This window comes from Cryobacterium sp. Hh11, assembly GCF_004404045.1.
Taxonomy (GTDB): domain Bacteria; phylum Actinomycetota; class Actinomycetes; order Actinomycetales; family Microbacteriaceae; genus Cryobacterium; species Cryobacterium levicorallinum.
Genome location: NZ_SOHF01000011.1, coordinates 134,993 through 159,319 on the forward strand (window position 1 = coordinate 134,993; position 24,327 = coordinate 159,319).

General features: G+C 66.3%; 20 protein-coding genes and 1 tRNA gene. 8 read left to right on the top strand and 13 right to left on the bottom strand.

Going from position 1 to position 24,327, the window contains the following annotated elements:
• Positions 1-102: 102 nt before the first annotated feature.
• Positions 103-1,953 (bottom strand): HNH endonuclease signature motif containing protein, encoded by a 1,851-nt coding sequence (locus tag E3T46_RS04255; RefSeq protein WP_134577579.1) that lies wholly within the window; start codon positions 1,951-1,953, stop codon positions 103-105.
• Between the two features lie 642 nt (positions 1,954-2,595).
• On the opposite strand from E3T46_RS04255, the gene E3T46_RS04260 reads away from it, so the two are divergent.
• From E3T46_RS04260 to E3T46_RS04275, 4 genes are all read left to right on the top strand, one after another.
• Positions 2,596-2,669, top strand: a tRNA-Met gene (locus tag E3T46_RS04260).
• 229 nt (positions 2,670-2,898) lie between these two features.
• Positions 2,899-3,858, top strand: a complete 960-nt coding sequence (locus tag E3T46_RS04265) for a sugar ABC transporter substrate-binding protein (RefSeq protein WP_134577580.1) — start codon at positions 2,899-2,901, stop codon at positions 3,856-3,858.
• Positions 3,855-4,910, top strand: a complete 1,056-nt coding sequence (locus E3T46_RS04270) for an ABC transporter permease (RefSeq protein ID WP_198419101.1) — start codon at positions 3,855-3,857, stop codon at positions 4,908-4,910. Before E3T46_RS04265 ends, E3T46_RS04270 begins: the two co-directional genes overlap by 4 nt.
• A complete protein-coding gene (locus E3T46_RS04275; RefSeq protein ID WP_134577581.1) occupies positions 4,907-5,704 on the top strand; it encodes an ATP-binding cassette domain-containing protein in 798 nt (265 codons plus the stop codon). Before E3T46_RS04270 ends, E3T46_RS04275 begins: the two co-directional genes overlap by 4 nt.
• Positions 5,705-5,787: 83 nt before the next feature.
• Here the strand turns inward: E3T46_RS04275 and E3T46_RS04280 are convergent, their stop codons facing one another.
• The 9 genes from E3T46_RS04280 to E3T46_RS04320 form a co-directional block, all read right to left on the bottom strand.
• Positions 5,788-6,552, bottom strand: a complete 765-nt coding sequence (locus tag E3T46_RS04280; protein ID WP_134467458.1) for a GntR family transcriptional regulator — start codon at positions 6,550-6,552, stop codon at positions 5,788-5,790.
• A 70-nt stretch (positions 6,553-6,622) separates the two neighbouring features.
• Entirely contained in the window at positions 6,623-7,687 is a 1,065-nt protein-coding gene (locus E3T46_RS04285) for a right-handed parallel beta-helix repeat-containing protein (protein ID WP_134577582.1), read from the bottom strand.
• Between the two features lie 45 nt (positions 7,688-7,732).
• Positions 7,733-8,869: a cysteine desulfurase family protein gene (locus tag E3T46_RS04290; protein ID WP_134577583.1), complete on the bottom strand. Its 1,137-nt coding sequence runs from the start codon at positions 8,867-8,869 to the stop codon at positions 7,733-7,735.
• Between the two features lie 4 nt (positions 8,870-8,873).
• Positions 8,874-9,752: a carboxylating nicotinate-nucleotide diphosphorylase gene (gene nadC, locus E3T46_RS04295; protein ID WP_134577584.1), complete on the bottom strand. Its 879-nt coding sequence runs from the start codon at positions 9,750-9,752 to the stop codon at positions 8,874-8,876.
• Complete coding sequence (nadB, locus tag E3T46_RS04300) at positions 9,746-11,416, bottom strand: L-aspartate oxidase (protein ID WP_134577585.1); 1,671 nt, start codon at positions 11,414-11,416, stop codon at positions 9,746-9,748. Before nadB ends, nadC begins: the two co-directional genes overlap by 7 nt.
• 1 nt (position 11,417) lies before the next feature.
• Complete coding sequence (gene nadA / locus E3T46_RS04305; protein WP_134577586.1) at positions 11,418-12,761, bottom strand: quinolinate synthase NadA; 1,344 nt, start codon at positions 12,759-12,761, stop codon at positions 11,418-11,420.
• 40 nt (positions 12,762-12,801) lie between these two features.
• Positions 12,802-13,461, bottom strand: a complete 660-nt coding sequence (locus E3T46_RS04310; RefSeq protein WP_241980462.1) for an NUDIX domain-containing protein — start codon at positions 13,459-13,461, stop codon at positions 12,802-12,804.
• A 328-nt stretch (positions 13,462-13,789) separates the two neighbouring features.
• Positions 13,790-14,557, bottom strand: coding sequence for a polyprenol monophosphomannose synthase (locus E3T46_RS04315; RefSeq protein WP_134442663.1), 768 nt, complete (start codon positions 14,555-14,557; stop codon positions 13,790-13,792).
• 4 nt (positions 14,558-14,561) lie between these two features.
• A complete protein-coding gene (locus E3T46_RS04320) occupies positions 14,562-16,130 on the bottom strand; it encodes a glycosyltransferase family 39 protein (RefSeq protein ID WP_134577587.1) in 1,569 nt (522 codons plus the stop codon).
• Between the two features lie 116 nt (positions 16,131-16,246).
• Here E3T46_RS04320 and E3T46_RS04325 point away from each other — a divergent pair, with 116 nt between their 5' ends.
• Positions 16,247-17,077, top strand: coding sequence for a carbon-nitrogen hydrolase family protein (locus E3T46_RS04325; protein ID WP_134577588.1), 831 nt, complete (start codon positions 16,247-16,249; stop codon positions 17,075-17,077).
• A 20-nt stretch (positions 17,078-17,097) separates the two neighbouring features.
• On the opposite strand, the gene E3T46_RS04330 is transcribed toward E3T46_RS04325, so the two are convergent.
• Together E3T46_RS04330 and E3T46_RS04335 are read right to left on the bottom strand one after the other, a co-directional pair.
• Complete coding sequence (locus E3T46_RS04330) at positions 17,098-17,490, bottom strand: ATP-dependent DNA ligase (protein ID WP_241980446.1); 393 nt, start codon at positions 17,488-17,490, stop codon at positions 17,098-17,100.
• A gap of 176 nt (positions 17,491-17,666) precedes the next feature.
• Positions 17,667-18,776 carry an alpha/beta hydrolase gene (locus E3T46_RS04335; protein ID WP_166790168.1) on the bottom strand — a complete coding sequence of 370 codons (1,110 nt, stop codon included), beginning with the start codon at positions 18,774-18,776 and terminating at the stop codon, positions 17,667-17,669.
• Between the two features lie 233 nt (positions 18,777-19,009).
• On the opposite strand from E3T46_RS04335, the gene E3T46_RS04340 reads away from it, so the two are divergent.
• On the top strand, positions 19,010-20,101 hold the full coding sequence (locus E3T46_RS04340) for an alkene reductase (RefSeq protein ID WP_134577590.1): 1,092 nt from the start codon (positions 19,010-19,012) through the stop codon (positions 20,099-20,101).
• 71 nt (positions 20,102-20,172) lie between these two features.
• Here the strand turns inward: E3T46_RS04340 and E3T46_RS04345 are convergent, their stop codons facing one another.
• A complete protein-coding gene (locus tag E3T46_RS04345) occupies positions 20,173-21,402 on the bottom strand; it encodes an aminotransferase class I/II-fold pyridoxal phosphate-dependent enzyme (protein ID WP_134577591.1) in 1,230 nt (409 codons plus the stop codon).
• Between the two features lie 117 nt (positions 21,403-21,519).
• On the opposite strand from E3T46_RS04345, the gene E3T46_RS04350 reads away from it, so the two are divergent.
• Both E3T46_RS04350 and E3T46_RS04355 read left to right on the top strand, forming a co-directional pair.
• Complete coding sequence (locus E3T46_RS04350) at positions 21,520-23,124, top strand: trypsin-like peptidase domain-containing protein (protein WP_134577592.1); 1,605 nt, start codon at positions 21,520-21,522, stop codon at positions 23,122-23,124.
• 155 nt (positions 23,125-23,279) lie between these two features.
• Positions 23,280-24,323, top strand: a complete 1,044-nt coding sequence (locus tag E3T46_RS04355) for a glycosyltransferase family 2 protein (RefSeq protein WP_277870917.1) — start codon at positions 23,280-23,282, stop codon at positions 24,321-24,323.
• Positions 24,324-24,327: the final 4 nt, after the last annotated feature.

The window sequence follows — 24,327 nt, forward strand, 5'->3', positions numbered from 1 at the left end:
TCGTCTCTCGACAAGCTCGACAACCGGGTCGAGACCTCAGCCCTGCGCTGGCTGTCTGCTCAGCCCGGCCATCCCGTTGGTCGAGCACGCGACCGCGCGGGCCTACTTTTCCCAGTTGGGTTTCTCGGCCGGGGTGGCGGCGCGGTTTTGTCCGGCGGGGCGCCAGGTGTGGGTGGGGTCGAAGATGAGGGGGCCGCGGACCCAGGGGCGTCCGTCTCGCATGTCGATGTCCCAGCCGGAGGTCTCGATGCTCGCATGCCCGGCGTTACAGATCAGTACGGCGTTGTCGATGTTGGTGAGGCCGCCCTTGCGCCAGGGCACGACGTGGTGCGCTTGGGTTAGCTGCGGTGGCACGGTGCAGCCGGGGATGACGCAGCCGCCGTCGCGGGCGGCCAATGCGCGGCGCTGACTAGCGGTGAAGAACCGGTTGCTGTCGCCGAGGTGAACAACCTGACCCTTGTGGCCGAACAACACGGGCTGATACCCGCCGGCGCAGAGCAGCTCATCGACTTGTTTCACGGTGAGGGGTCCGTCGATGCCGTCGATCCAGCCGGCGCCGCGGCCGGCGAGGAGGTCGTTGATAGTGATGTGCACGAGTACCGTCGGTGCCGCGCCGCCCATCGTTGGGGTGCCCGGCTGCCGGGCGGCCGCTTCGAACACCGCGCGGAGGATCCCGGCCTGCTTCTCACTGATCGAGCGGGTATCGGCGGGTTCCTGCGGGCAGGGGCTGAGGGCCTGGCCCGCGTTTGCTCCGGTCCGCTCGTCGTAGCCCTGGTCGTAGCCCTGGGCATGGCCGATCGGGCCGTTCTCGTCGTCGGCCTGCCCGTGCTGGCCCCCGGTCTGCTCGCCGCTTTCGCAGTGCTCGACCGGGACATCGTTCGAGGCCTGCGCGCTACGGTCATCGTTGGCGCAAATCGTGAGGACGTCACTGGCGCTGCTATCAGTGCTGGTGCTTGCTTTGCTGTCATTACCGTCGCTGTCCGTGATGCCGTCGGTTTCATCGTTGTGCGTGCTGTCCGCATCGGATAGTTCGCACGGTTCGGTCTCGTGGAAGGCGACCGTGGCTCGGGGAATCGCGCCGGGAACGGGGTTTACGGCAGCGGAGGAGAGGTAGGCGTCGAAGACGGTGCCGATGATGGCCCGGTCGAGGGTGGTCAGCCAGCCGTTCAGGCTGTAGCCGCCGTTATTCAGTCCACCGAAGGTGAACCAGCTGCGCCGTTCCGCCGTGGCCTCACCCGGAGCGCACCCGTCGGGCGCGAGGCGCGCCTGCCACGCGATGCCCTGCTGCCGGAGTAACTCCGGCGCAAATGCGATACCGGCACCGGGCAGCCCCTCGGTCTCCGGGGTAATGGCGCCGGACGCGCTCGCTACCAAGGAGCGCTCGACGCGGTCGAGGTCGTCCACCAGCACCGAGGCGCGCAGGCCGTCGAGCACGGACACGATGACGCGGGCTTGCTCCACTCCGAGCTCCCCGCCCTGCAACGCCTCACCCACCACGGGGTAGGTCGGTGCGAGGGGTCGGCCGAGCAGCATCCGCTCGCCGGCATTCTTGCCGAGCGACGCGCGCTGCCGCACCTCACTGCGCGACAACCGCGCCAGGGTGGACACCAGCACGAGGCCGCTGCGGCAGCCGAGCCGGCGGGCCAGAGACACCGCGCCAGCCGCTTCTATCTCGGTCTGATCGGCCGTCTTTGCCGCAGCAGTCTTAGCAACGGACGCATCAAGGTATTCGGAGCGGCGCAGCACATCCGTCGTGGACAGCACCCGGGCACCATCAACAACCCGGCCGACGCTCTCGAGGGCGAGCAATATGCTCAAGGATTCTTCATCTCCCAGCGACCCAAACGACACCGAACCCAACGCTTTCAGGAGAATCTCCCGAGCCTGCCCGACCGCCACAATGACAGCATTCGAACTGGCCTCACCGGTGTTTTCCATGAACATGGGCGCCATTGCCTCCTTCGCAACGATTCTACTCCGAATCGAACACAAAAGCGAGCGCAACTCATTTTTGATTTGTGCGGAGAAATTTCAAACTCCAGAGGTCTGATCCGCAGTTCTACGTGATTCACCTTTGAATGAGCAGGAGTTCACTGGCGGCCATCATCTGAGGCGGATGGTCAAGTTGATAGTAAATCGAATATATAAATGAAACTTTTACACTGTTTGTTTATTTGGCCAACACTGCGGAGTAATGTATTCCACGCGACACTTCGGGCGAGCCGCGATACCGGGCCGAGGATCGGACAGTGGACCCAGCCACCGCTGGGCCCGGAATAGAGCGTCTCTGAGACGCGGCGAGGCCGGGAGCGCTGAGACGCCCGGAAGTGGTGCACTGGAAACGCCGCAGACCCGTGGCGTGCAGCGGCAAGGTGGAAGGCCGTGGATCTTCCCGTGAATCGATTCCGACTTCACCGAGTTAGAGCAGCTGTCCATACCTGAACACCTGTTGGTGCGGAGAATGGCGATCCCTTGCGGCTGTCCTGCTTGATGGTGTTTGATGCCAGTAGAGGAACCAATTTTCGGTGCCCAATTGGCAATATCGCCACAAGTGGTCGACCGAACTTTCAGGGTGTGCTAAATTTGTACTTGTAGCGCGGGGTGGAGCAGTTCGGTAGCTCGCTGGGCTCATAACCCAGAGGTCGTAGGTTCAAATCCTGCCCCCGCAACAGATGCCCCCGGAACCCTTGGTTCCGGGGGCTTTTTTGTACCTTCCGCCCGCTGGGCGCCTGACTTTTGCTGATCGAAGTCTCGACAGGCTCGATCCAGGTCTTGGCGAGATCACTTTTGGGCAAGATGAGAAGGTCGGGAGCGAATCGGGCGCGTGACTGCGATTTGGATCGCGTACGTCGATTTCACGCTGGACAGGCGACAATTGATGCAACGAAGGTTGCAGACATGAAGAAGAACAGAAACTGGCTCGCCGCGCTCATCGTCATTCCCCTGGCGCTGGCAGGATGTACGGCCAATTCGGCAGACACGACGACCGCCGCATCCGCGGAGATTGTCATCGCCGTCGTCACGCACGGAACACCGGGCGACACCTTCTGGGACGTCGTCAAGAGCGGCGCGGAGCAGGCCGGCACCGACCTCGGGGTGACCGTCACGTACCAGGGCGATGGCGACCCGGTGAAGCAGAGCCAGTTGATCGCTGCAGCCATCGCCACGAATCCGGATGGCCTCATCGTCTCGATGGCCAACCCCGACGGCGTTCGGAATGCGGTTGAAAAGGCGGTCGCCGCTGGCATCCCGGTGATCACCATCAACTCCGGCCTTGATCAGTCCAAGGAATTCGGTGCCCAGACCCACATCGGTCAGAGTGAGTTCATCGCCGGCCAGGGCGCGGGCGAGCAGCTCGCCGAAGCTGGTGTCAGCAACGTCATCTGCGTCATTCACGAGGCCGGCAACACCGGGCTGGAAGAACGCTGCGATGGAGCAGCTGACACCCTCGGCGGCACGGTCACCAACGTTCAGGTTGACGTCGCGAACATCGCGGACGCTCAGAACACCATCAAGAGCAGCCTTCTGGCCGACTCGTCCATCGATGGCGTGCTCACCCTGAACCCGGGCATCGCCGTCGCGGCCAGCCAGGCCATCGAGGAAGCCGCCAGCACGGCGCAACTGGCGACCTTTGACGTGTCTTCCGACGTCACCCAGTTGATACTCGTCGACAAGATCCTGTTCGCCGTCGACCAGCAGCCCTACTCCCAGGGCTACCTCCCGGTGACCTTCCTCACCCTGCAGGCTCGCAACGGCGATGTTGTCGGCGGCGGTCTGCCGGTCTACTCCGGCCCCGGCTTCGTCACGAAAGACAACGCAGCCGAGGTCGCGAAGTTCGCGAAGAATGGAACGCGATGACCCGTACCGCACCCGCGGTGATTGATGAACGGATGATCGATGAAAGGCTCAAGCCAGCCGGTCTCATCATCACGCTGCTGCGCCGACCCGAGGTCGGCGCAGCGGTGGCCGCCCTCGCCATCTTTATCTTCTTCTCGGTCTCGACGCAGGCGTTTCTGACGCCTGCCGGCGTGGCCACCTGGCTCTACTCGGCATCGCTGTTCGGCATCATGGCCGTCGCGGTTGCCCTGCTCATGATCGGCGGGGAGTTCGACCTCTCCGCCGGCGCCATGGTCGGTACGACCGGACTGATCGTCGGAATCGTCACGACCGAGTGGGGCGTCACTATCTGGCTCGCCCTCGTGATTGCCCTGGCGATGGCCCTGGCCATCGGTGCGGCGAACGCCTTCGTGGTGATGAAGACCGGGCTGCCGAGCTTCATCGTCACCCTCGCCACCTTCTTTATTCTGCAGGGAGTGAACCTGGCGGTCACCAAGATCATCACCGGCACGGTGTCGATTCAGGGCATGAGCGCCGTTCCCGGCTTCGATGCTGTCAAGGTGTTCTTCGGCTCCTCGTTCGCATTATTCGGCATGGACGTGAAGATCTCCATCGTCTGGTGGATCGCGATAACCGCTCTCGCCACCTGGATTCTGCTGCGTACTCGCTCCGGAAACTGGATCTTCGCGGTTGGTGGCCAGATCGAAAGCTCACGCCAAGTGGGCGTGCCGGTCATGAAGGTCAAATTGGGCCTGTTCATGACCACCGCCGGTGCAGGCTGGCTCGTCGGAATGCTCCAGCTGTTCGACGTCTCGACGGTGCAGGCCACGACCGGAATCGGCCAGGAATTCATCTACATCATCTGCGCTGTGGTCGGCGGATGCCTGCTGACCGGCGGCTACGGATCGGCCATCGGTGCGGCCCTCGGCGCGCTCATCTACGGCATGACCCTGCAGGGCATCGTCTTCGCCCAGTGGGATAACAACTGGCTCAAGGCGTTCCTCGGTGGGATGCTGCTGCTGGCCGTGCTCGTCAACCTTTATGTACGCCGCCAGGCAGGAGTTCGCTCATGACGCGGGGAGACACATCCGCTGCCCCGCCCATTCTTGAGGTTAGGGATATCGGCAAGACGTATGGTTCGATTCTGGCGCTGCAGGGAGTATCGGCTTCGGTTGGGGCAGGTGAGGTGCTCTGTGTGTTGGGGGACAACGGTGCCGGCAAGTCGACCTTCATCAAGATTCTCTCCGGGGCGCACGCGCACACCCACGGCAAGCTTCTCGCCTACGGTGTCGAGCGCACCTTCGGCAGCCCGCGCGAGGCACTGGACCTGGGTATCGCCACGGTGTATCAGGACCTCGCCGTGGTTCCGCTGATGCCGGTCTGGCGCAACTTCTTTCTCGGCTCCGAATTGACGCGCGGGTTCGGCCCGTTCAGCCAGCTGGACGTCAAGGGGATGCGCCGGATCACCAAGGAAGAACTCGCCAAGATGGGCATCGACCTGCGCGATGTCGACCAGCCGATCGGCACCCTGTCGGGCGGTGAACGCCAGTCGGTGGCCATCGCCCGAGCCGTGTATTTCGGCGCGAAGGTTGTCATCCTCGACGAGCCGACCTCTGCTCTGGGAGTCAAGCAGGCCGGTGTCGTGCTGAAATACATCGCTCAGGCCCGCGATCGCGGCCTCGGCGTGGTCTTCATTACGCACAACCCGCACCACGCTTACCCGCTCGGCGACCGGTTTCTGCTGCTCAAGCGTGGAACCAGCCTCGGCGGTTTCAAGAAGAGCGAGATCACGATCGAAGAGATGACCAAGCTCATGGCCGGGGGAGCGGAACTCGACGCTCTCGCCCACGAACTCGCTCGCGCCTAACCCGCTGGATCTACAAAAAAGTCTGGCCATCTGACCCTTCGGGGTTAGGCGGCCAGACTTTTTTGATGCTTTTGGCAGGACTGCTACTTCTCAACCAGCGTCACTTCGAAGGAGTACAGGTCGGGGCGGTAGCAGTGCTGGCCGAACTCGACCGCGCGTCCGGAGTTGTCGAAGGCCGTGCGGTCCATCGTGAGCAGCGCCGCATTCTTCTCGATCTCCAGCAGCACGGACTCCTCGTTGGTGGATTTGCGTGCTCCGATGTGCTGGCGGGCGACCCGCATCGTCACACCGCGCGAACGCAGCACCTGGTAGAGCCCGTGCGCGACGAGATCGTTGGGTTCGATTCCGATGAATTCCTCGGGGAGCCAGTTTTCCATCACGGCGACCGGCACGTCATCGGCCAGGCGCACGCGCCGAATGTACAGGGTGGGACTGCCCTCGGCCACGCTGAGTCGCTCAGCCGTTTTCGCATCCGCTACCCGGGTTTCGAGAGCGAGAAGGTGCGTCGAGGGCACCTTATGCGTGTTGGTGAGGTCGTCGTAGAGGCTGGTCAGTTCGACCTTGCGCGTCACCTGGCCGTGCACGACCTGGGTTCCGATGCCGCGTCGGCGTACCAGCAGGCCCTTGTCGACGATTTCTTGGATGGCGCGGCGCACTGTTGGGCGGCTGAGGCCCAGGCGCTGGCCGAGGGCGACCTCGTTCTCCAAGCGTGATCCGGCCGGCAGCTCACCACTGAGAATGGCCTTCTCGATGCGCTGCGAGACTTGAAAATACAGCGGAATCGGGCCGGACCGTTCCAGATCCATGAACATTCCCATGGGGAGCGTGTTTTCTTCCTTCGCGCTCATGTGACCCCTTCACTGACATGCCAAGAGATTTAGCTGATTGTCATGACAATATCAGGTCATAGCAACGTTGTCAGGAGGCGCGGCAGGTCACATTCATGACGCCCTCCGCGGCGCCGGTGGCGGTGTTATTGCATTCAACAATGTTGCTGAGCTCCGGCGTCATCGAATAGCCAAAGCCCGGACCGTTCACGGCGGCGGTGTTATTGCGGAAGATATTGTCTGTGCCCCACCCGTCGAGGATCTCGTGGGTCTGAAAACCGTCACGGAGCGAATTCGTGCCGGTGTTCGAGTCGATGACCCAGCCGTTTCCCTTGATATCCACCCAGGAGTCGGCCTCGCTCAGCGCCGACCCGTCGAAGGTATTGTGGCTGACAATTCCGTTGCTCGTGCCCTCCTTTACATCGACGGCTTCCGAGGTCGTCTGCGAGAACGAGTTGCCCGTCACCGTGTTGCGATCGCTCCGGTCTGGCTGGCATCCGCTGATTTCGCACCAGTTGCTGTCGGCTGTGCCGATATAGACACCCTCGCCGAACTTCGGTTTGCGCAACCCGGTGTCGAAAACGGTGTTGTCGGCGACGGTGTTGTCGGTGCTGAACCGGCGCAGGTGGATGGCTTCGTCACCGATCGTAGAGACGGTCAGTGCGCGAATGGTGGACCCGACAGTACCGTCAGCCATGACACCTTTTTGCCCGTTGGTGACAGAAAACCCCACCAGATTCCAATACTGGGCGCCGTCGAGATGCATCACGTAGCCGTTCATCGGGTCGCCGCCGTCGAGCACACTGTCGGTTCCGCCGCACAGAGTGATCGGCTCGTCGACGGTGCCTGACGTCGTCGCGACGAAGTTGCCCTGATAGTTTCCGTCCGCCAGCCCGATGACGTCCCCGGGCGCGGCGTCGATGAGTGCCGAGGACAGCTCGTCAGCGGATGCCACGTTGATCGTCGCGCGCGGGCAACCTGCAACGTCGCGTGCCGTGGGCGCCTCGGCGAGTTGGGGGGTAGGTATCACTCGCGGTGTCGTCGACGACGATGGCGACCGGGGCAGGTTCAGGGGCGCACACGCAGTCACGCTCAGCATGAGCGTGAGGCCCAGGCTCACGAGTACCAGCGCACGCCCGACCTGAGATCTGCTCATAACGATGACTCTAGCGTTGGCCGCACCGTGCCGACTTGGTTCGCGTCAGGTGCCGAGACTGGCGACCGCAGCTACCGCCGCACGAACGGATGCCGCCGCCTCGGCAGCCTCCGCCGCCGACGTGCCAGCACCCAGCGTGAACCGAACAGCGGTCAACGCCACGTCGGCCGATAGGCCCATGGCAGTGAGCACATGCGAAGGCTCGCTGCTGCCGGCCGCGCAGGCGGACCCGCTCGAACAGACGATGCCGCGCGCTTCGAGCTCGAGCAACACCGCCTCGCCGCTGGTGCCCGGAAAGACGAACGATGCGGTGCCCGGCAGGCGGTCGGTCGGGTGCCCGGTGAGCCGGGCCGACGGCGTCTCGCGCAGCACCGTGCCGATGAACTCGTCGCGGAGGGCGCTGGTGCGCTGGGCAGTGAGAGCCCGTTCCTCGCCGGCCAGGCAGAGCGCCACGGCGAGGGCCACCGCACCGGCGACGTTCTCGGTGCCGCTGCGCTTGCCGCGCTCCTGGCCACCGCCGTGCAGCAGCGGCTCGATCACGAGGCGGCCACGCAGAAAGACGGCGCCGATGCCGGGGGGAGCACCGAGCTTGTGGCCGGAGAGGCTCAGTGCGTCCACGCCGAGGGCTTTTACGTTGAGGTCGAGCCAGCCACCGGCCTGCACCGCGTCGGTGTGAAAGGGGACACCCTGCGCGACAGCGGCCAGTTCAGCCAGGGGCTGCACGGTGCCGACCTCGTTGTTGGCGTAGTGCACCGAGACCAGGGTCGTGTCGGGGCGGAGCGCGTGGGCCAGGTCGGCGGGGTCGACGCGGCCGGCGGCATCCACTGGCAGCAGGGTGATCTCAAAACCGTGCAGTCGGCGCAGGTAATCGCAGGAATCGAGCACGGCCTCGTGTTCGATCGGAGTCGTGACGATGTGGCGGCCGCGCGGGGCGCCGAGGGCGACCCCCTTGACGGCGAGGTTGTCGCTTTCGGTGCCGCCGCTCGTGAACGTCACCTCGCCGGGGCGGCAGTCGAGCGACCGGGCGACGCTGCGCCGCGCCTCCCGCAGCGCGGCGGCGGCCGCCTCACCGACCTGGTGGTGACTCGACGGGTTACCGAAGCCGCTCGTGAGGTGCGGCCACATCGCCTCAAGCACTTCGCGGCGCACCGGGGTCGTTGCGGCGTTGTCCAGGTAGATCATGGAGTCAGAGTGCGAATCCGGCCGGCACGCTGACCCGAATGGCCACGTCGAGCCCGAGGTCGAGCGAGTGCACGCTGTGGGTGAGCGCACCGACCGAGATGACGTCGACACCGGATGCCGCGATGGCACGTACCGTGTCGAGCGAGACTCCGCCGCTGGCCTCGACGATGGCCCGACCGGCGATCTGCTGAACGCCTTTCAGCAGATCCTCCGAAGAGAAATTGTCGAGCATGATCGTGTCGATGCCGGCCGCAAGCACGTCGTCGATCTGGTCGAGCCGGTCGACCTCCACCTCGAAGTGGGTGGTGTGCGAAAGCTTCGCCCGCACTTCAAGCAGGGCCTCGGTCAGGCCGAGCGGGCCGGCCGCGAGGACGGCGAGGTGGTTGTCCTTGGCCATCACCGTGTCGGAGAGGCTGAACCGGTGGTTGTGGCCGCCGCCATCGCGCACGGCCTGGCGCTCCAGGGCGCGCAGCCCGGGCGTGGTCTTGCGGGTGTCGACGATGCGGGCCGTGGTGCCGGCCGTCTCGGCGACGTACCGGGCGGTCAGGGTGGCGATTCCGCTCATCCGCTGCACGAAGTTCAGCCCGATGCGCTCCGCCTGCAGGATGCCGCGGGCGGGGCCGGTCACCTCGGCCAGCGTGGCGCCGGTGTCGAACGAATCGCCGTCTTGGACGAAGGGACGCACCTCAATGCGCGGGTCGGTCAGTCGAAAGGCCGCCGCGAAGACGGCGGTGCCGCTGAATACGCCGGGTTCGCGCGCCTCGAGCCGGGCGATCGCGACGGCGTCTTCCGGAATGAGTACGGCCGAAGTGAGATCGCCCCAGGGCGCGTCCTCGTCGAGGGCGGCCTGCACGACAACGTCGATGGAGTGTGCGGTCAGCATGCGATGGCCTCCTTGGCCGGAATGAGTGAGCGGGATTGCGAGTAAGACATGGCGAGTTCGGGCCGGGTGTCGGTGAAGTCGGAGCGGTAGTGCGCGCCGCGTGACTCCTCGCGGGCCAGGGCTGCGCTCACGAGCAGGCGGGCCAGGTCGAGCAGGTTGCGGTCCTCGAGGGCGGTGACGTCGCGGCTGGTCGCTGGTGGCGAGACCCACTGGGTGAGGCTGTGAGCGGCGTGCCGGAGGCCGACGCCGGAGCGGTGTACTCCGGCGGAGTCCCAGAGGAGCTGCTGCAGCGTTTGGCGGTTGACCAGCGTGCCGAGACCGGCCGGTGGTGTTCTCGTGGCGGTCTCGGCAGGCTCGACCAGCGAGGGGGAGGTATCCGCAGGTTGGCTCGCGTTGGCCGGGTCGAACAGCGGGTGGGGGCGGTGTTCAGAGCGGGTCGCGTTGGCGAAGCTGGGGGAGAGCACTGTGAATGGGGACAGCGTCGTGCTCGCCCGCCAGGGCTCGCCGAGCGCGCGTACGGCTCGGTCCGCGAACACGGCTGCCTCGAGCAGGGAGTTGGAGGCGAGCCGGTTGGCGCCGTGCGCTCCGGTACGGGCGACCTCGCCGACGGCGAAGAGGCCGGGCAGGGTGGTTCGGCCCCAGGCATCCGTTTCCACGCCGCCCATCCAGTAGTGCGCGGCCGGGGCCACCGGAATCGGATCGACCGCCCAGTCCAAACCAGCAGCCCGGCAGGCCGCTGTGATCGTGGGAAACCGGGTTTCGAGCAGCTCGCGGCCCAGTGCGGTGGCGTCGAGCAGCACCGGCGTGCCGCCCTGCTGCTCCATCTGGCTGGCGATCGCCCGGGCGACGACGTCGCGCGGCGCGAGCTCGGCGTCGGCGTGCTGGGCGAGCATAAAACGATCGCCGAGTTGATCGCGCAGCACGGCGCCTTCACCGCGCACCGCCTCCGACACGAGCGGTGTGCCGGGCACGGCGAGTGCGGTCGGGTGAAACTGGTAAAACTCCAGATCGGTAACGGATGCTCCCGCTCGCCACGCCGCCGCCACCCCGTCCCCGGTTGCGACGGAGGGATTGGTGGTGTGCGTGTACAGCGCGCCGGCGCCGCCGGTGGCTAGGATCACGGCGTCAGCGGCCAGCGAAAGCTGCACGCCGTCCGGGCCGAGCACGCGGGCGCCGGTCACCCGGTCATCGTCCACGATCAGGTCGATCAGCATGGTGTGCTCCCGCACCTCGATCGTGGCGCGGCGTTGCACGGTCGCCACGAGCGCTGCCTCGACCGCGGCGCCGGTGGCGTCACCGCCGGCGTGCACGACGCGGGAGCGGGAGTGGGCGGCTTCGAGGCCGCGGGCCACGCCGGATTCATCCCGGTCGAAGTCCACGCCGAATCGAATCAGGTCGCGCACCCGCGCCGGACCCTCCTCACAGAGCACGCGCACGGCCGCCGGGTCGCACAGACCGGCGCCGGCGCGCAGCGTGTCGAGCACGTGGGCGTCCACCGAGTCGTCCCGAAACAGGGCGGCGGCGATTCCGCCCTGGGCATAGCGGGTATTACTCTCGGGCAGTACCGACTTGGTGACCAGCACCACCTGGTGGCCGGCATCCGCTGCTCGCACTGCGGCCAGCAGGCCGCCGAGGCCGCTGCCGATCACGAGGATCGCGGCCATGTCAGGCGCCGACCAGGTGTGAGTCCGGCAAAGCAGTGGGCGCAACGGATGCCGGCGGTCGGGCCGCCAGCATCCGCTCGAGGGCGACGCGCGCGTGTACGGCGACATCGGCCGACACCGTGATCTGGTTGAGGACCTGGCCCGGCGCCTCACCGCCCCCGACGAGCGCCTCGAGCACCCAGGCCAGGTAGCCGGCGTGGATGCGGTACATGGTCGAGCAGGGGCAGATCACCGGGTCGAGGCAGAATATCTTGTGCTCGGGGTGCTGGGCGGCGAGCCGGTTCACGAGGTTGATCTCGGTGCCGATGGCGAAGGTTGTACCGGCCGGAGCTGCGGCGATGGCCTTGGCGATGAAGTCGGTGGATCCGGCCGAGTCGGCGGCGTCGACGACCGCCATCGGGCATTCCGGGTGCACGATGACCTGCACACCGGGGTGCTCGGCGCGGGCGGCGTCGATCTGCGGCACGGTGAAGCGGCGGTGCACGCTGCAGAATCCGTGCCAGAGCACGACGCGGGCGGTGTCGAGTTGCTCGGCCGTGTTGCCGCCGAGCGGCTTGGTCGGGTTCCACATCGGCATTTGGTCGAGCGGCACCCCCATCGCCTTGGCGGTGTTGCGGCCGAGGTGCTGGTCGGGGAAGAACAATACGCGCTGGCCGCGTTCGAAGGCCCATTCGAGCACGGCCTTGGCGTTCGACGAGGTGCAGACGATGCCGCCGTGCTCGCCGCAGAAGCCCTTGAGTGCGGCGGAGGAATTCATGTAGGTGACCGGAATTACCGGAACCCGGCCGGAGGCATCCGCTTCGGTGCCGTAGAGGTCTTCGAGCTGTTCCCAACACTCGGTGACCGAGTCGATGTCGGCCATGTCGGCCATCGAGCAGCCGGCCGCGAGGTTCGGCAGAATCACGGCCTGGTCGGGCCCGGAGAGCAGGTCGGCGGTTTCGGCCATGAAGTGCACGCCACAGAACACGATAGCGGCGGCGTCGGGGCGGCTCTGGGTGGCCTGGGCGAGCTGAAAGCTGTCGCCGACGAAATCGGCGTGCCGCAGCACCTCATCGCGCTGGTAGAAGTGTCCGAGAATGACGACCGAGTCGCCGAGCACGTTCTTGGCCTCGACGATGCGGGCGCTGAGTTCCTCCGGCGAGGCAGTGCGGTAGCGCTCGGGCAGTGCGCCCTGGCGGGGAGAGCCGGCCGGAATAACGTCACCCATCGACGATCCGGGGCCGTAGCCCGGGGCTCGGGTATCGAATTCCCACGGATCTGTTGCCAGGTCGGGGCTGCACGTGCTGCCGGCGGCTTTGCCGGTGCCGATGAGACGAATAGTGGTCTCGACCGAGGGAATAGTCATGGTCGTGCTCCTAGGGAAGTGATGGGAAGTGAGAAGGAGGTTAGAGCGTCGGCCCCGGCGGGTCGTGCTCGCTGGCGCGACCGTCATAGCGGTAGAGCCGCGCTGGTCGATGTCGGGCACCGGCCACGTGCTGATCGGTGCTGATCAGGGTGCCGCTCGCCTCCATTGATCGCCGAAAATTGGCCGGGTCGAGTGCTTTCTGCAGCACGGCCTCGTGTACCTCGCGCAGCTGGGCGAGGGTGAACGTGTCACCGAGAAAGGCGTGCGCGATGCGGGCGTATTCGACCTTGGTGCGCAGCCGCCAGAGCGCGTATTCCACGATGCGGTTGTGGTCAAACGCCAGCGGCGGCAGTTGGTCGGCCGCAAACCAGCGCACGTTTTCACCAACGGATGCCCGTTCCGCGACCTCCGAGCGCACCAGCGCCCAGTACACGACGGAGACCACGCGCAGCCCGGGGGAGCGGTCGATATCGCCGAAGGTGTACAGCTGCTCGAGGTAGCGCGGCGACAGCTCCGTGGTCTCGCGCAGGGTGCGGGCTGCGGCTGCGGCAAGTTCTTCGTCGGCCGGCAGCCATCCGCCGGGCAGCGCCCAGAGGTCTCGGTGTGGGTCGCGGGTGCGCCGAACGAGGGGCAGCCACAGGGTCTTGAGCCCGGACTCGTCGTCGGGGCGCAGGGCGAAGATCACGGTCGACACGGCCAGGCTTGACCCCGCAGCGCTTGACCCCGCAGCGCTTGACCCCGCAGCGCTTGACCCCGCAGCGCCTGACCGCGCAGCGCTCGCCGGGGCGTCTCCGACGGCGAGCGGGCTCGGCTGCGCGATCGGGGGTGTCTGTACGGAATGTTCCAGCACGGGGATCCAGTCGTAAAGGTCTAATTGACTCTAACTGCTGGATCCATCATATAGTCAAACTGACTCAAACACCCGAATGTGACGAAAACCCGTCGTTGTCCGGCTGGCACAACTCTTCCACGGCGGTCGTCCGCTGTTGCTGTTGCGCACACAGGTCCGCAACGAAATTCGTTGGGAGTCAGGCTCCGCGGGCTGCGGCAGCTGCGCGCGCGCCAGCTCGGCTGATGCCCATGCCTGTCACACCCCAGAGCGTCACCCGGGCCATCGCCTCGATCGCGATGCGCGGGCTCATCTTCGACGACCCGCGTACCCGCTCGACGAAGGTGATTGGCACCTCGACGACGCGCAGGTCGGCGCGCACGGCGTGCAGCAGCATCTCGATCTGAAAGCAGTAGCCGAGGCTGTCGACGCTGGAGAGGTCCATGCGTGACAGGGCGCGGGCCGAATACACCCGGTAACCGCCGGTGGCGTCGCGTTGGGGCAGTCGCAGCAGTATCCGGGAGTAGAAGGACCCGCCGCGGGAGAGCGCGCGTCGATGCCAGGGCCAATTCTCGATGGCCCCACCCGGTACCCAGCGCGATCCCAGCACCACGTCGGCCGTTTCGGCCGCGGTCAGCAGACTGGCGAGTTGCTCCGGCCGGTGGGATCCATCGGCGTCGAGTTGCACAAGCTGGGTATAGCCGTGGCTGAGCGCCCAGCCGAAACCCTCGAGGTAGGCGGCGCCGAGGCCGGTCTTGTCGGTGCGATGCAGAACGTGTACGGCCGAATCCGAGACGGCAAGCTGATCGGCGAGGCTGCCGGTGCCGTCGGGGGAGGCGTCGTCGACGACCAAAATGTGCGCCGCGGGGACGCTCGAGCGAACGCGTCCAACAATGCTGGCCACGTTCTCGGCCTCGTTGTAGGTGGGAATGATGACCAGCGTGGTGGCTGCGGAGTTCAGGGGCACTGGCTTACCTCGTCATTTCAATAATGATGGTGCGGTTGACCAGCGTCGTCTCGTCGACGCGGAATCCTTGCAGTTGCAGCGTGCGGACATCCGTTTCTTGCCGCCAGTCCGCACTCCCCGAGTATTGCAGCAGCCAGACCGTGTTGAGGTTCGCTACGGCCGGAAGCGCGTCGGGCAGCGGGGCTACTTCGTCCCAGAGCCAGGCCGTGTCGCTGTAGGCGCGGGTCAATGTCACGTCGTGCAGGCCGGCGAACGCCTCGGGGTAGAGGTGCATGGCCAGCCGCGGAATGCGCGACGGGCGCACGCTCTGGTCGAAGACGACGCCGTCGCCGGGCAGCGCCTCGGCGGCCAGCACGGCCGCCGCCTGACGCCAGTCGCTGCCCTCGTTCTTGCCGAATTCACCGCGTTGCACGGTGTAGGCGGGCACGATGGTGGCCACGAGCAGGGCAACGCTTGCGGCGCGCAGCCAATTATTGGCCAGAGCGGCCAGCCCCACGGCGATCACGATGGCCACCGCCGGGGCACAGATCGACAGGTAGCGCGTCGAGTACATGGGGGTGACTAACTCGTTGCCGATCAAGAGGATGCCGCTCGGCAGCAGCATCCAGGCCAGGAAAATGCTCAGCGCACCGCGGCTGGGCAGACCAGCCTGATAGTGCGTGCCGCGGAGCCGAAAAAATACGGCCATTACGGCCACGATAATGAGCGCCCAGGCCATGATCGCGACCGGAACGGTGTCGAACCACTGCATGACCGCGGCTTCCGAGACGGTGACCCTTGGGCGGCGGCCGATGAACGCGATCTGCTCCCGCTGGGCTGAGCCCGCGAGCAGAATGGGCAGGGCCAGCAGCAGCCCGAGCAGGCTTGCCCCCAGCCAGAGTGCCAGGCTCCACCAGAGTCGGGCAGTGGGTCGGCGAAGCGGATGCCGGCGGGCCAGCGCCACGACCGCCACGGCATGTACCGGAAGCAGCAGGGCCAGGTAAAGGAAGACGTACATTCCCAATGCGAGCAGCAGGGAGTAGCCACCCCACAGGGCGATCTGCCGTCGGCGACTCGCGGTGCGGCTGCGCACCGCGAGCACCAGCAGCACGGTCAGCCACACGCCGATCGCCGTCGCGATCGCCGTCGATCGCGCCTCAGACCCCATGTAAGTCACCCGGGGCAGCACGGCGAAGATCAGGCCGGCGCCGATCGCGGCCGGGCGGGAGATGAATTTTTCGGCCAGAACGACGGTGCCGGCGGCGGCAGCGCCGATCGCGATCGCGCTCGGCAGCCGAGTGGAGAACTCGGAGGCGCCGAACAGGTCAATCCAGCCGTGTAGAAACAGGTAGTAGGCGCCGTGCACCGCATCGATGTTGCCGAGCATCAGAAACAGTGAGGGCAGTGAGCGCTCGGCGGACATCACACTGGCCGCTTCATCGCCCCAGTACGACGGCTGCCAGGACCAAGCGACCGACACGACGAAGGCGACGAGACCCACGAGAAAGGTTGACCATCCGGTTGACCGGAGGGTGAAATCGGGTCGGGCCAGCGCGCGAGAAGCCAGGGGATGAGGCGCGATAGCGGAGGTCACCCGGTCAACCTACCCAGCAATTGTTAACGGTAGCCATCGAAACGCCCCGAATTTGCCGCAAAGACCAATCCGTTTGCCCCACCGTGTCGGCATCGGCCGCCAGCTAGGCTTTTGCCATGAGCCCAACAGCGCAGCCAGACCAGCCAACCGCGGTGGGCGTTGCCGTCGCCCAGTTCGCGCCGGGGGCCGATAAAGCGCAGAACCGGGCCGTGATTCGCCAGCTGGCCACGACCGCAGCCCGGCGTGGTGCCCACCTGGTCGTGTTCCCGGAGTACTCGGCCTTCTTCGAGCCCAAACTCGGGCCGGCCTTCGTGGCCGCCGCGGAGCCTCTCGATGGCCCGTTCGGGACGGCGCTCGCCGCGCTCGCAGCCGAGCTGGGCATCCACGTTGTCGCCGGCATGCTCGAGACGACGGAGGACCCGGCCCGGTTTTCGAACACCCTCGTTGCCGTCGATCCGACCGGACGCCTCGTCGCGAGCTATCGCAAACTGCACCTGTACGACGCCTTCGGCGATCGCGAATCCGACTGGGTGCTGCCGGGGGACATCGACGATCCCGAGATCTTCGAGGTCGGTGGACTGCGGGTGGGCCTGCAGACCTGTTACGACGTTCGCTTTCCCGAAGTAACCCGTCGCCTCGTCGATGCCGGAGTGACCCTGGTGCTGGTGCCGGCCGAGTGGGTGCGCGGTCCCCTCAAGGAGCACCATTGGCGCACGCTGCTGACGGCCCGGGCGCTCGAGAACACCGTGTTCGTGGCCGCCGCCGATCACACGCCGCCGATCGGCGTGGGTACGAGCCTGATCATCGACCCGATGGGCGTTGCGTTGGTGAGTCTTGGTGAGGCAGCGGATGTCGCGATCGCCTTTCTGGAACCGGCCCGCGTTGCAACGGTGCGCGCGATCAACCCGGCCCTGGCGCTGCGCCGGTTCGCCGTAGTGCCGCGCTGATTCTGACGGCGCTGACCCGGCTAGCGTTCGCTGACGCTCGCCTTGGTCGCGCGGGTCTGGGCGGCCGCCCGAATGCCGATGGCCGGTTCAATCTTGGGTGTGTGGTTGGAGTCGACGGCCGCACTCTCTTCGGCGGTCACGACGAGCCCCTGGGAGCTGTTAGCCGAACGGGTGAGCTGAGCGACCCAGTTCGGATTGATGGTCGGGGCATGGCCACCGGCGAACTTGAAATAGAGCGGGATTGCCGGGTGCAGCCAAGCCGAACTCCGCCCGTCGCCAACCACTGCGGCGTCGCGCCAAGAGAGCAGAAAGCTCTCACCGCGGCGCAGTTTCTGAACGATCACGAGTTGCAGATGTGCCAACATTCGGTCTTCGAATTCCACGACGACGCGGTCATACGTGAGCGAGCCCATGAGTGCTACCTTCGGTCGGTCGTGCTGCCCGCAGCGAGAAGAGGAGGGTGTTGAAACATTGGCGCAGTAACGATTGAAAGCGAAGCCTGCACTTTAGCGTGGAGCCGGGTACTGCTAATCAGTGTCCTCCGTTTGGGGGACAAATACAAGCAGTTCAGCAAGTGCCCAGCGCATTGTCACGTCGTGGCGGGGTCGACCGGCAGCGGAGCGGCGAATTCGAGCCGGAGCAGCACTTCGAGCGGGCGTTCGATCTGACCGAAATGCCCGGCTCCCGCAATCGTGCTGATCACACACTGGGGCACAACCTCGCGCAGCTTCGCGTCGTCGGCCGCAGTGACGAACACGTCGTCGTCACCGTGCACGGCGCGCACCGGGCACACGATCTGAGCCCACCGCCGGGTTGCGTCGTAGGCGCCGGCGCGGACAGCGGCCAGCACGAACCCGGCTGGACGCAGTTCGGTTCCGATCGCGGCGACCACGGCCCCGTCGATGATTCCGGGGCGGCGAAACAGCGGCGCAACGAGGCCGCGCAGTAGATTCAGTCGGGCGAGGGCCGTGATCAGGCTACGGCTGGCGCTGCCGCCCAGCCGCAGCATCCGCATCGTCAGCAGCAGCGTGGTGAACGCCGGCAACACGAAGAAGTGGCGAATCGGGTGGCGCACGCTGTCCTGGATTGAAAACGACGTGGCCGAGACCAGACCGACGGAGGCTGTCGCCCGCGTCTCGCTCGCCGCCAGCTGCAACGCGATGAACCCTCCCATGGAATGACCCACGACGTTCCACCGCTCATAGCCGAGGGCGCGCGCCACCTCGGCGACTGTCTCGGCCATCGACTCGACGGTCAGGCTTGCTTCATCCGCGGGAAGCGGCGAGTCGCCCCATCCTGGCAGGTCGGGAATGATCAGATCGGGCAGATCACGTTCGGTGGCGTGGGCCGCCTGCAGCAGGGGCGTCCAGGTCGTCCAGGATCCGGCAGCACCGTGCAGCAGAATGGTCGCGGTCTGGCTGGTCGTGCGGCGCCCGTGCCGCACGACGACGGTGCCGCCGCGCAGTCGCATCGAACTGGTCGTCAGTCCAAAATGACGCGCATCCGGGTCGAGCGCGAAGGGGCTGTAGCCCAGCACGGTCGCCGGGGGTGCCGGTCGGGGCTGGGCGGCCGGCTTGGGGATCGGTGCCGGCACGGGTTGCGCCGGGCGCGGGCCGGGCTTCGGCCGCGGCACCGGAGTATCAAGGGCGGTCGCGACGGAGAGGCTTCTGCTCGTTGGTCGGGTCATCAAGATGCTCATGTGCATAGTTCGGTGCGCAGACCGCGCCGGATTGCTCCCAGCCCTGACAAAGATGGGGCACGAAATCTCAACGCGCAGGAAGCGCACGCGTTGAGCCAATTAACAGGCAGGAATATCGAGTGCGCCGCGGCCGTTGCCGCCTACGGGCGAAGAGCGACGACCGCTCGCCCGTCCTCCCTGGACCTGTCGATCTGACTGACCGGCTGACTCGTTATTTTCAGAAAGAAGTACCCGTGAACCTCTTTTCCCCGCTGACCCTCGGCGACCTGCAGCTGCCCAACCGCCTCGTGATGGCGCCGCTGACCCGCATCCGTTCTGGCCAGTCTGGGGTCCCCGGCGAGCTGGTGGCCCTGCACTACACGCAGCGAGCCACACTCGGCCTGATCGTGAGCGAGGGCACCTACCCGAGCCACGCCGGCCAGGGCTTTCCCGGCCAGCCCGGTCTGGTTGAACCGGAGCAGCTCGCAGGCTGGCAGGCCGTGACCGACTCCGTGCACGCCGCCGGCGGACGCATCGTCGCCCAGGTCATGCACGCCGGTCGGGTCACGCACGAAGCCACCACCGGCGGCTACCGCGTCGTTGGGCCCAGCGCGATCGCCATCACCGGAAGTACCCGCACCTACGACGGCAAGCAGGACTTTCCCGTGCCCCACGCACTGACCGCCGAGGAGTTGCCCGGCATTATCGAGGACTTCGTGCGCGCGTCGAAGAACGCCATCGCGGCCGGATTCGACGGCGTGGAGGTGCACGGCGCCAACGGCTACCTGTTGCACGAATTCCTCTCGCCGGCCTCCAACGTGCGGGGCGACTCCTTCGGCGGGTCGCCCGAGAATCGTGCCCGTTTCGTGATCGACGTTGTCACGGCGGTCGCCGCGGCGATCGGTGCCGGCAAGGTGGGCCTGCGCATCTCGCCCGAGCACAACATTCAGGATGCCCTCGAAACGGATGCCGACGACCTCGCGGCCACCTATGGCGCCCTCCTCGGCGGGATCGCCCCGCTGGGCCTGGCTTACCTGAGCGTGCTGCACGCCGACCCGGCCGGGGAGTTCGTGCAACACCTGCGGGCGCGCTTCGGTGGAAACTTCCTGGTGAACAGCGGATTCGGCGTGATCACCTCGCGCGACGAAGCCCTCGCCCTGGTTCGTGACGACGTCGCGGACGCCGTCGTGGTCGGTCGCGCGGCCATCGCAAACCCCGACCTGCTGCGTCGCTGGCAGGAGGACCTGCCGGTCAACGAGCCCAACCCGCTCACCTACTACGCCGACGGCGCCCGCGGCTACACCGACTACACCGACTACACCGACTACCCCGCCTTAGCTTCCTAACTACCCCGCGAGAGCGCAAAAAGTGCCCGATTGACACTCTCAATCGGGCACTTTTTGCGCTCTCGCGAAACTTAGCGTGGGTTAAATGCGGCCAACTGCGCCGAGGCTTGCTCGAGCAGACCGACCTTCTTGCAGTAGGCGAACCGCACGAGCGGCGCATATTCGGCCCGGTGCGTGGGGGAGCAGAACGCCGCAATCGGCACCGCGACCACCCCGGCCAGTTCGGGGAGCCGACGGCAGAGTTCGGCGCCGTCGGTGAAACCGAGCGGCGTCGCGTCCGCCACGATGAAATACGAGCCCTGCGGCACACTGATGCCGAATCCGGCCGCGCGAAGCCCCGTGGCCAGGACATCGCGCTTGCCCTTCATCTCGGCGGCGATGTGCGCAAAATACGCGTCCGGCAAGTCGAGCCCCACCGCGATGGCCGGCTGAAACGGCGCCGCGTTGACATAGGTGAGAAACTGCTTGACCGCGAGAATGGCGGTCACGATTTTGGCGGGTGCACTCAGCCACCCCACCTTCCAGCCGGTCAGGCTGAACGTCTTGCCTCCGGATGAAATGGTGACCGTGCGCTCCCACGCCCCCGGCAGCGTCGCGATCGGAATGTGTGGCGCCCCGAAAGTGAGGTGTTCGTACACCTCATCCGTGACGATCAACGCGTCGTGCTGGTGCGCGAGCTTGACAATCAGCTCCAAAGTCTCCCGGGGAAATATCGCGCCGGTCGGGTTGTGCGGATCGTTCACGATGATCAGTCGGGTGCGATCGGTCACGGCGGCGCGCAGGGCGTCGAGGTCGGGCTGGAAGTCGGGAGCACGCAGCGGAACCGTTCGATGGATGCCGCCACCCAGGCCGATCAGTCCGCCGTAGGCATCGTAGAACGGCTCGAAGGTCACGACCTCGTCACCCGGTTCGATCAGCGCCAGAATGGTTGCCGCAAGCGCCTCGGTTGCGCCGGCCGTGACCAGAATCTCACTGCCGGGGTCGAGCGTCAGCCCGTAGAACCGCTGCTGGTGCCGGGCAATCGCCTCGAGGAGGACTGGCTGGCCGCGCCCAGGCGGATATTGGTTCACCCCGTCGCTGATCGCCTGGCGGGCGGCCTCGAGAACCTCGGCCGGTCCGTCTTCATCCGGAAATCCCTGTCCGAGATTGATGGCACCGGTGCGCGCGGCGAGCGCGCTCATCTCGGCGAATATACTCGCTGCAACGCTGCCGTCTTCCGCGAGGAGCCCGGCCCCGCGGGCTGTGCGTCGCCAGGCACCCGAGACGATCGGGGTATGTTCTGTGTGGAAAGAGTCCTGCATGGGCTCCAAACTATCGCCTCGGCAAGGTCTCGGCTTGATCATTGAATGCTCTCAGGCCGTACATACCGAACGTTCAGGTTCGGGCGCAAAGCTGGCAACGCTTGGAAGGAGCACCCGATGACCGACAACAATAAAGATTCTGGCACCACCCCCGATCCGGCTGATGACGCAGCAGCCTTTGCCGTGAATGAGTCCGGCGAGGCTACTCCGCCCACGGTACCGCCGGTGCCACCCACCGAAGCGCCGGCCGCACCCTCGGCCCCGACCGCCCCGCCGACGAATTCCGAGCCCGCCGTGCCGGTCGTCAACGCACCGACCCAGCCTGCCGCGACTGAGACCGGCTACCCGGCCGCGAACCCGACCTCCACTTACCCGACGGATGCCTTCGGTCGCCCCGTCGAGACCGCCACGGCCTCTGCCTACGCCCCCAGCGTCGCCCCGCAGGACTACGCCACCGCTAATTCCTACCCCGGGCAGCCGTTCACGGCCGGCAAGACCAAGGAATCCGGTCGCCGCAAGGGCAGCGTCGCGCTCATCGCCGCCCTCGCCATCGGCGCCCTGGTCGGCGGATCTTCCGGTGCCGGCATCACCGCTCTGATGATGAGCAATCAGAGCAACGGAGTCCGGGTCAGCGAAGCCTCCGGCCCGAGCAACGTCGTGGTCAATGACTCCACGAGCGTCAATCAGATCACCGCTGTCGCAGCGAAGGCCTCGCCGAGCGTCGTGACCATCGATGTCGCCAATGGCTCCTCGGGCGGTACCGGCTCAGGGGTCATCCTCACCGAAGACGGCTACGTGCTCACCAACACCCATGTCGTCACGCTCGACGGGGCCGCCTCGGACGTCACGATCGAGGTCAAGAGCAACGACGGCAAGCTGTACACCGCTACGCTCGTCGGCACCGACCCCATCTCCGACCTCGCCGTCATCAAACTGACCGACGCCAGCGGCCTGACCCCGATCACCTGGGGTGACTCCTCTGAGCTCAACGTCGGCGATAGCGCCATCGCCATCGGCGCCCCCCTCGGCCTGTCCGGCACGGTCACTGACGGCATCGTCAGCGCCCTCAACCGCAGCATCACCGTCGCAAGCTCGGCCGCACCGAGCTCGCCCGACCAGACGGTACCCGACGAGGGCGACAGCCAGAACCCGTTCTTCTTCGACTTCCCCAACCAGAACGGCGAACAGTCGCAGGGCTCCCAGGGTGCCACCGCGAGCATCTCCCTCCCCGTGATTCAAACGGATGCCGCCATCAACCCCGGTAACTCCGGTGGCGCCCTGCTGAATGACGCCGGTGAGTTGATCGGCATCAACGTGGCCATCGCGAGCGCCGGCAGCACGACCGCGTCGTCGGCGGCCGGAAGCATCGGCGTGGGATTCTCGATCCCGTCGAACTTCGCCCAGCGCATCTCCGATGAGATCATCGCCAATGGAACGGCCACGCACGGCCTGCTCGGTGCGAGCGTCAGAGACGCGTCGAGCTCGACCAGCAGCACGGTGGGCGCCCTCATCGTCGAAGCCAGCTCCGGTGGTGCGGCCGAACAGGCCGGCCTGCAAGCCGACGACGTGATCACCAACTTCAACGGTGTGCCGATCACCGACGCGATCGACCTCACCGCCCAGGTGCGGGTACTCCCGGCCGGTGGAACCGCTGACCTCACCTATGTGCGAGACGGCAAGTCGTTCACCGTCTCGGTCACGGTCGGCGAGCTGACCAGCTAAGCCCCGCTCCTTCCTGCACTGCACATCGCGTCGCCGGCTCGCCGGCGACGCGATGTGTTCGTCTGCAGGCGGGTGACGGAACGTCGGTGCGTGGCGAATTGCCGGGCTGGTAGGCTCGATCGTCCTACCCCCTTATCGGAAAGCTGGCCAGCCAGGTGCACCAAGGTAGTACGGGATTTCTGCCCGGGGTCTCGTACGTGATGCCCGTGCTGAACGAGGCGACACACGTGCGAGCTGCAGTCGAGAGCCTGCTGGGGCAGGACTACCAGGGACCGTTCGAGGTCACCCTGGCACTCGGACCGAGCATCGACGGAACGACCGAACTGGTCGAGGAAATGGCCGCCGTAGATGCTCGCATTCGTGTCGTGGCCAACGACGTGGGGTCGACTCCGGCCGGCCTGAACACGGCCATTCGCGCGTCCCAATATGCGGTCGTCATTCGCGTGGACGCTCACTCGGTGTTGCCCCCCGAGTACGCCCGCGTCGCGGTTGAAACGCTCGAACGCACCGGCGCCGACAACGTCGGCGGCATCATGGATGCTCGCGGAATCAGCGCCTTTGAACGGGCCGTAGCCCGTGCCTACGGCACCCGCATCGGCCTCGGCGGCACACCGCACCACGTGGGCGGAGCGGAAGGGGCCGCCGAAACGGTCTACCTGGGCTGTTTTCGCACCCAGAGCATCCTCGACGTCGGTCTCTTCGACGAGGGTGTGAAACGCGGCCAGGACTGGGACCTCAACCGTCGGCTGCGCGAGGCCGGTGGCCTGGTCTGGTTCACGCCGAAGCTGCGGGTGCTCTACCGGCCCCGGCCGACCCTGGCCCAATTGGCGCGGCAGATGCTGTCGACCGGGCTGTGGCGCGGGGAACTCGCGCGGCGCTACCCGGCGGCCAACGGCATCCGTTATTTCGTGCCGCCGGCCATGGTGCTCGGTGTGACTCTCGGGGTGCTCCTCGGCCTCGGGGGGCTCCTGCAGCTGGCTCTCGGCGCAACGCCGTGGCTGCTCCTTGGCCTGATTGTTCCGGCCGGGTACCTGTTCATCGTCGTCGCCGCGACTCTTGCGGTGGCCCGACCAGACGGATTTCGTGCAGGACTGCATTTTCTCGTAGTCTTGCCGTGCATTCACTTCTGCTGGGGAATCGGCTTCGTCCTCGGATATCTCAAGCTCACCAGCAACATCACGGCACACACGGGAAGGTGAGCAG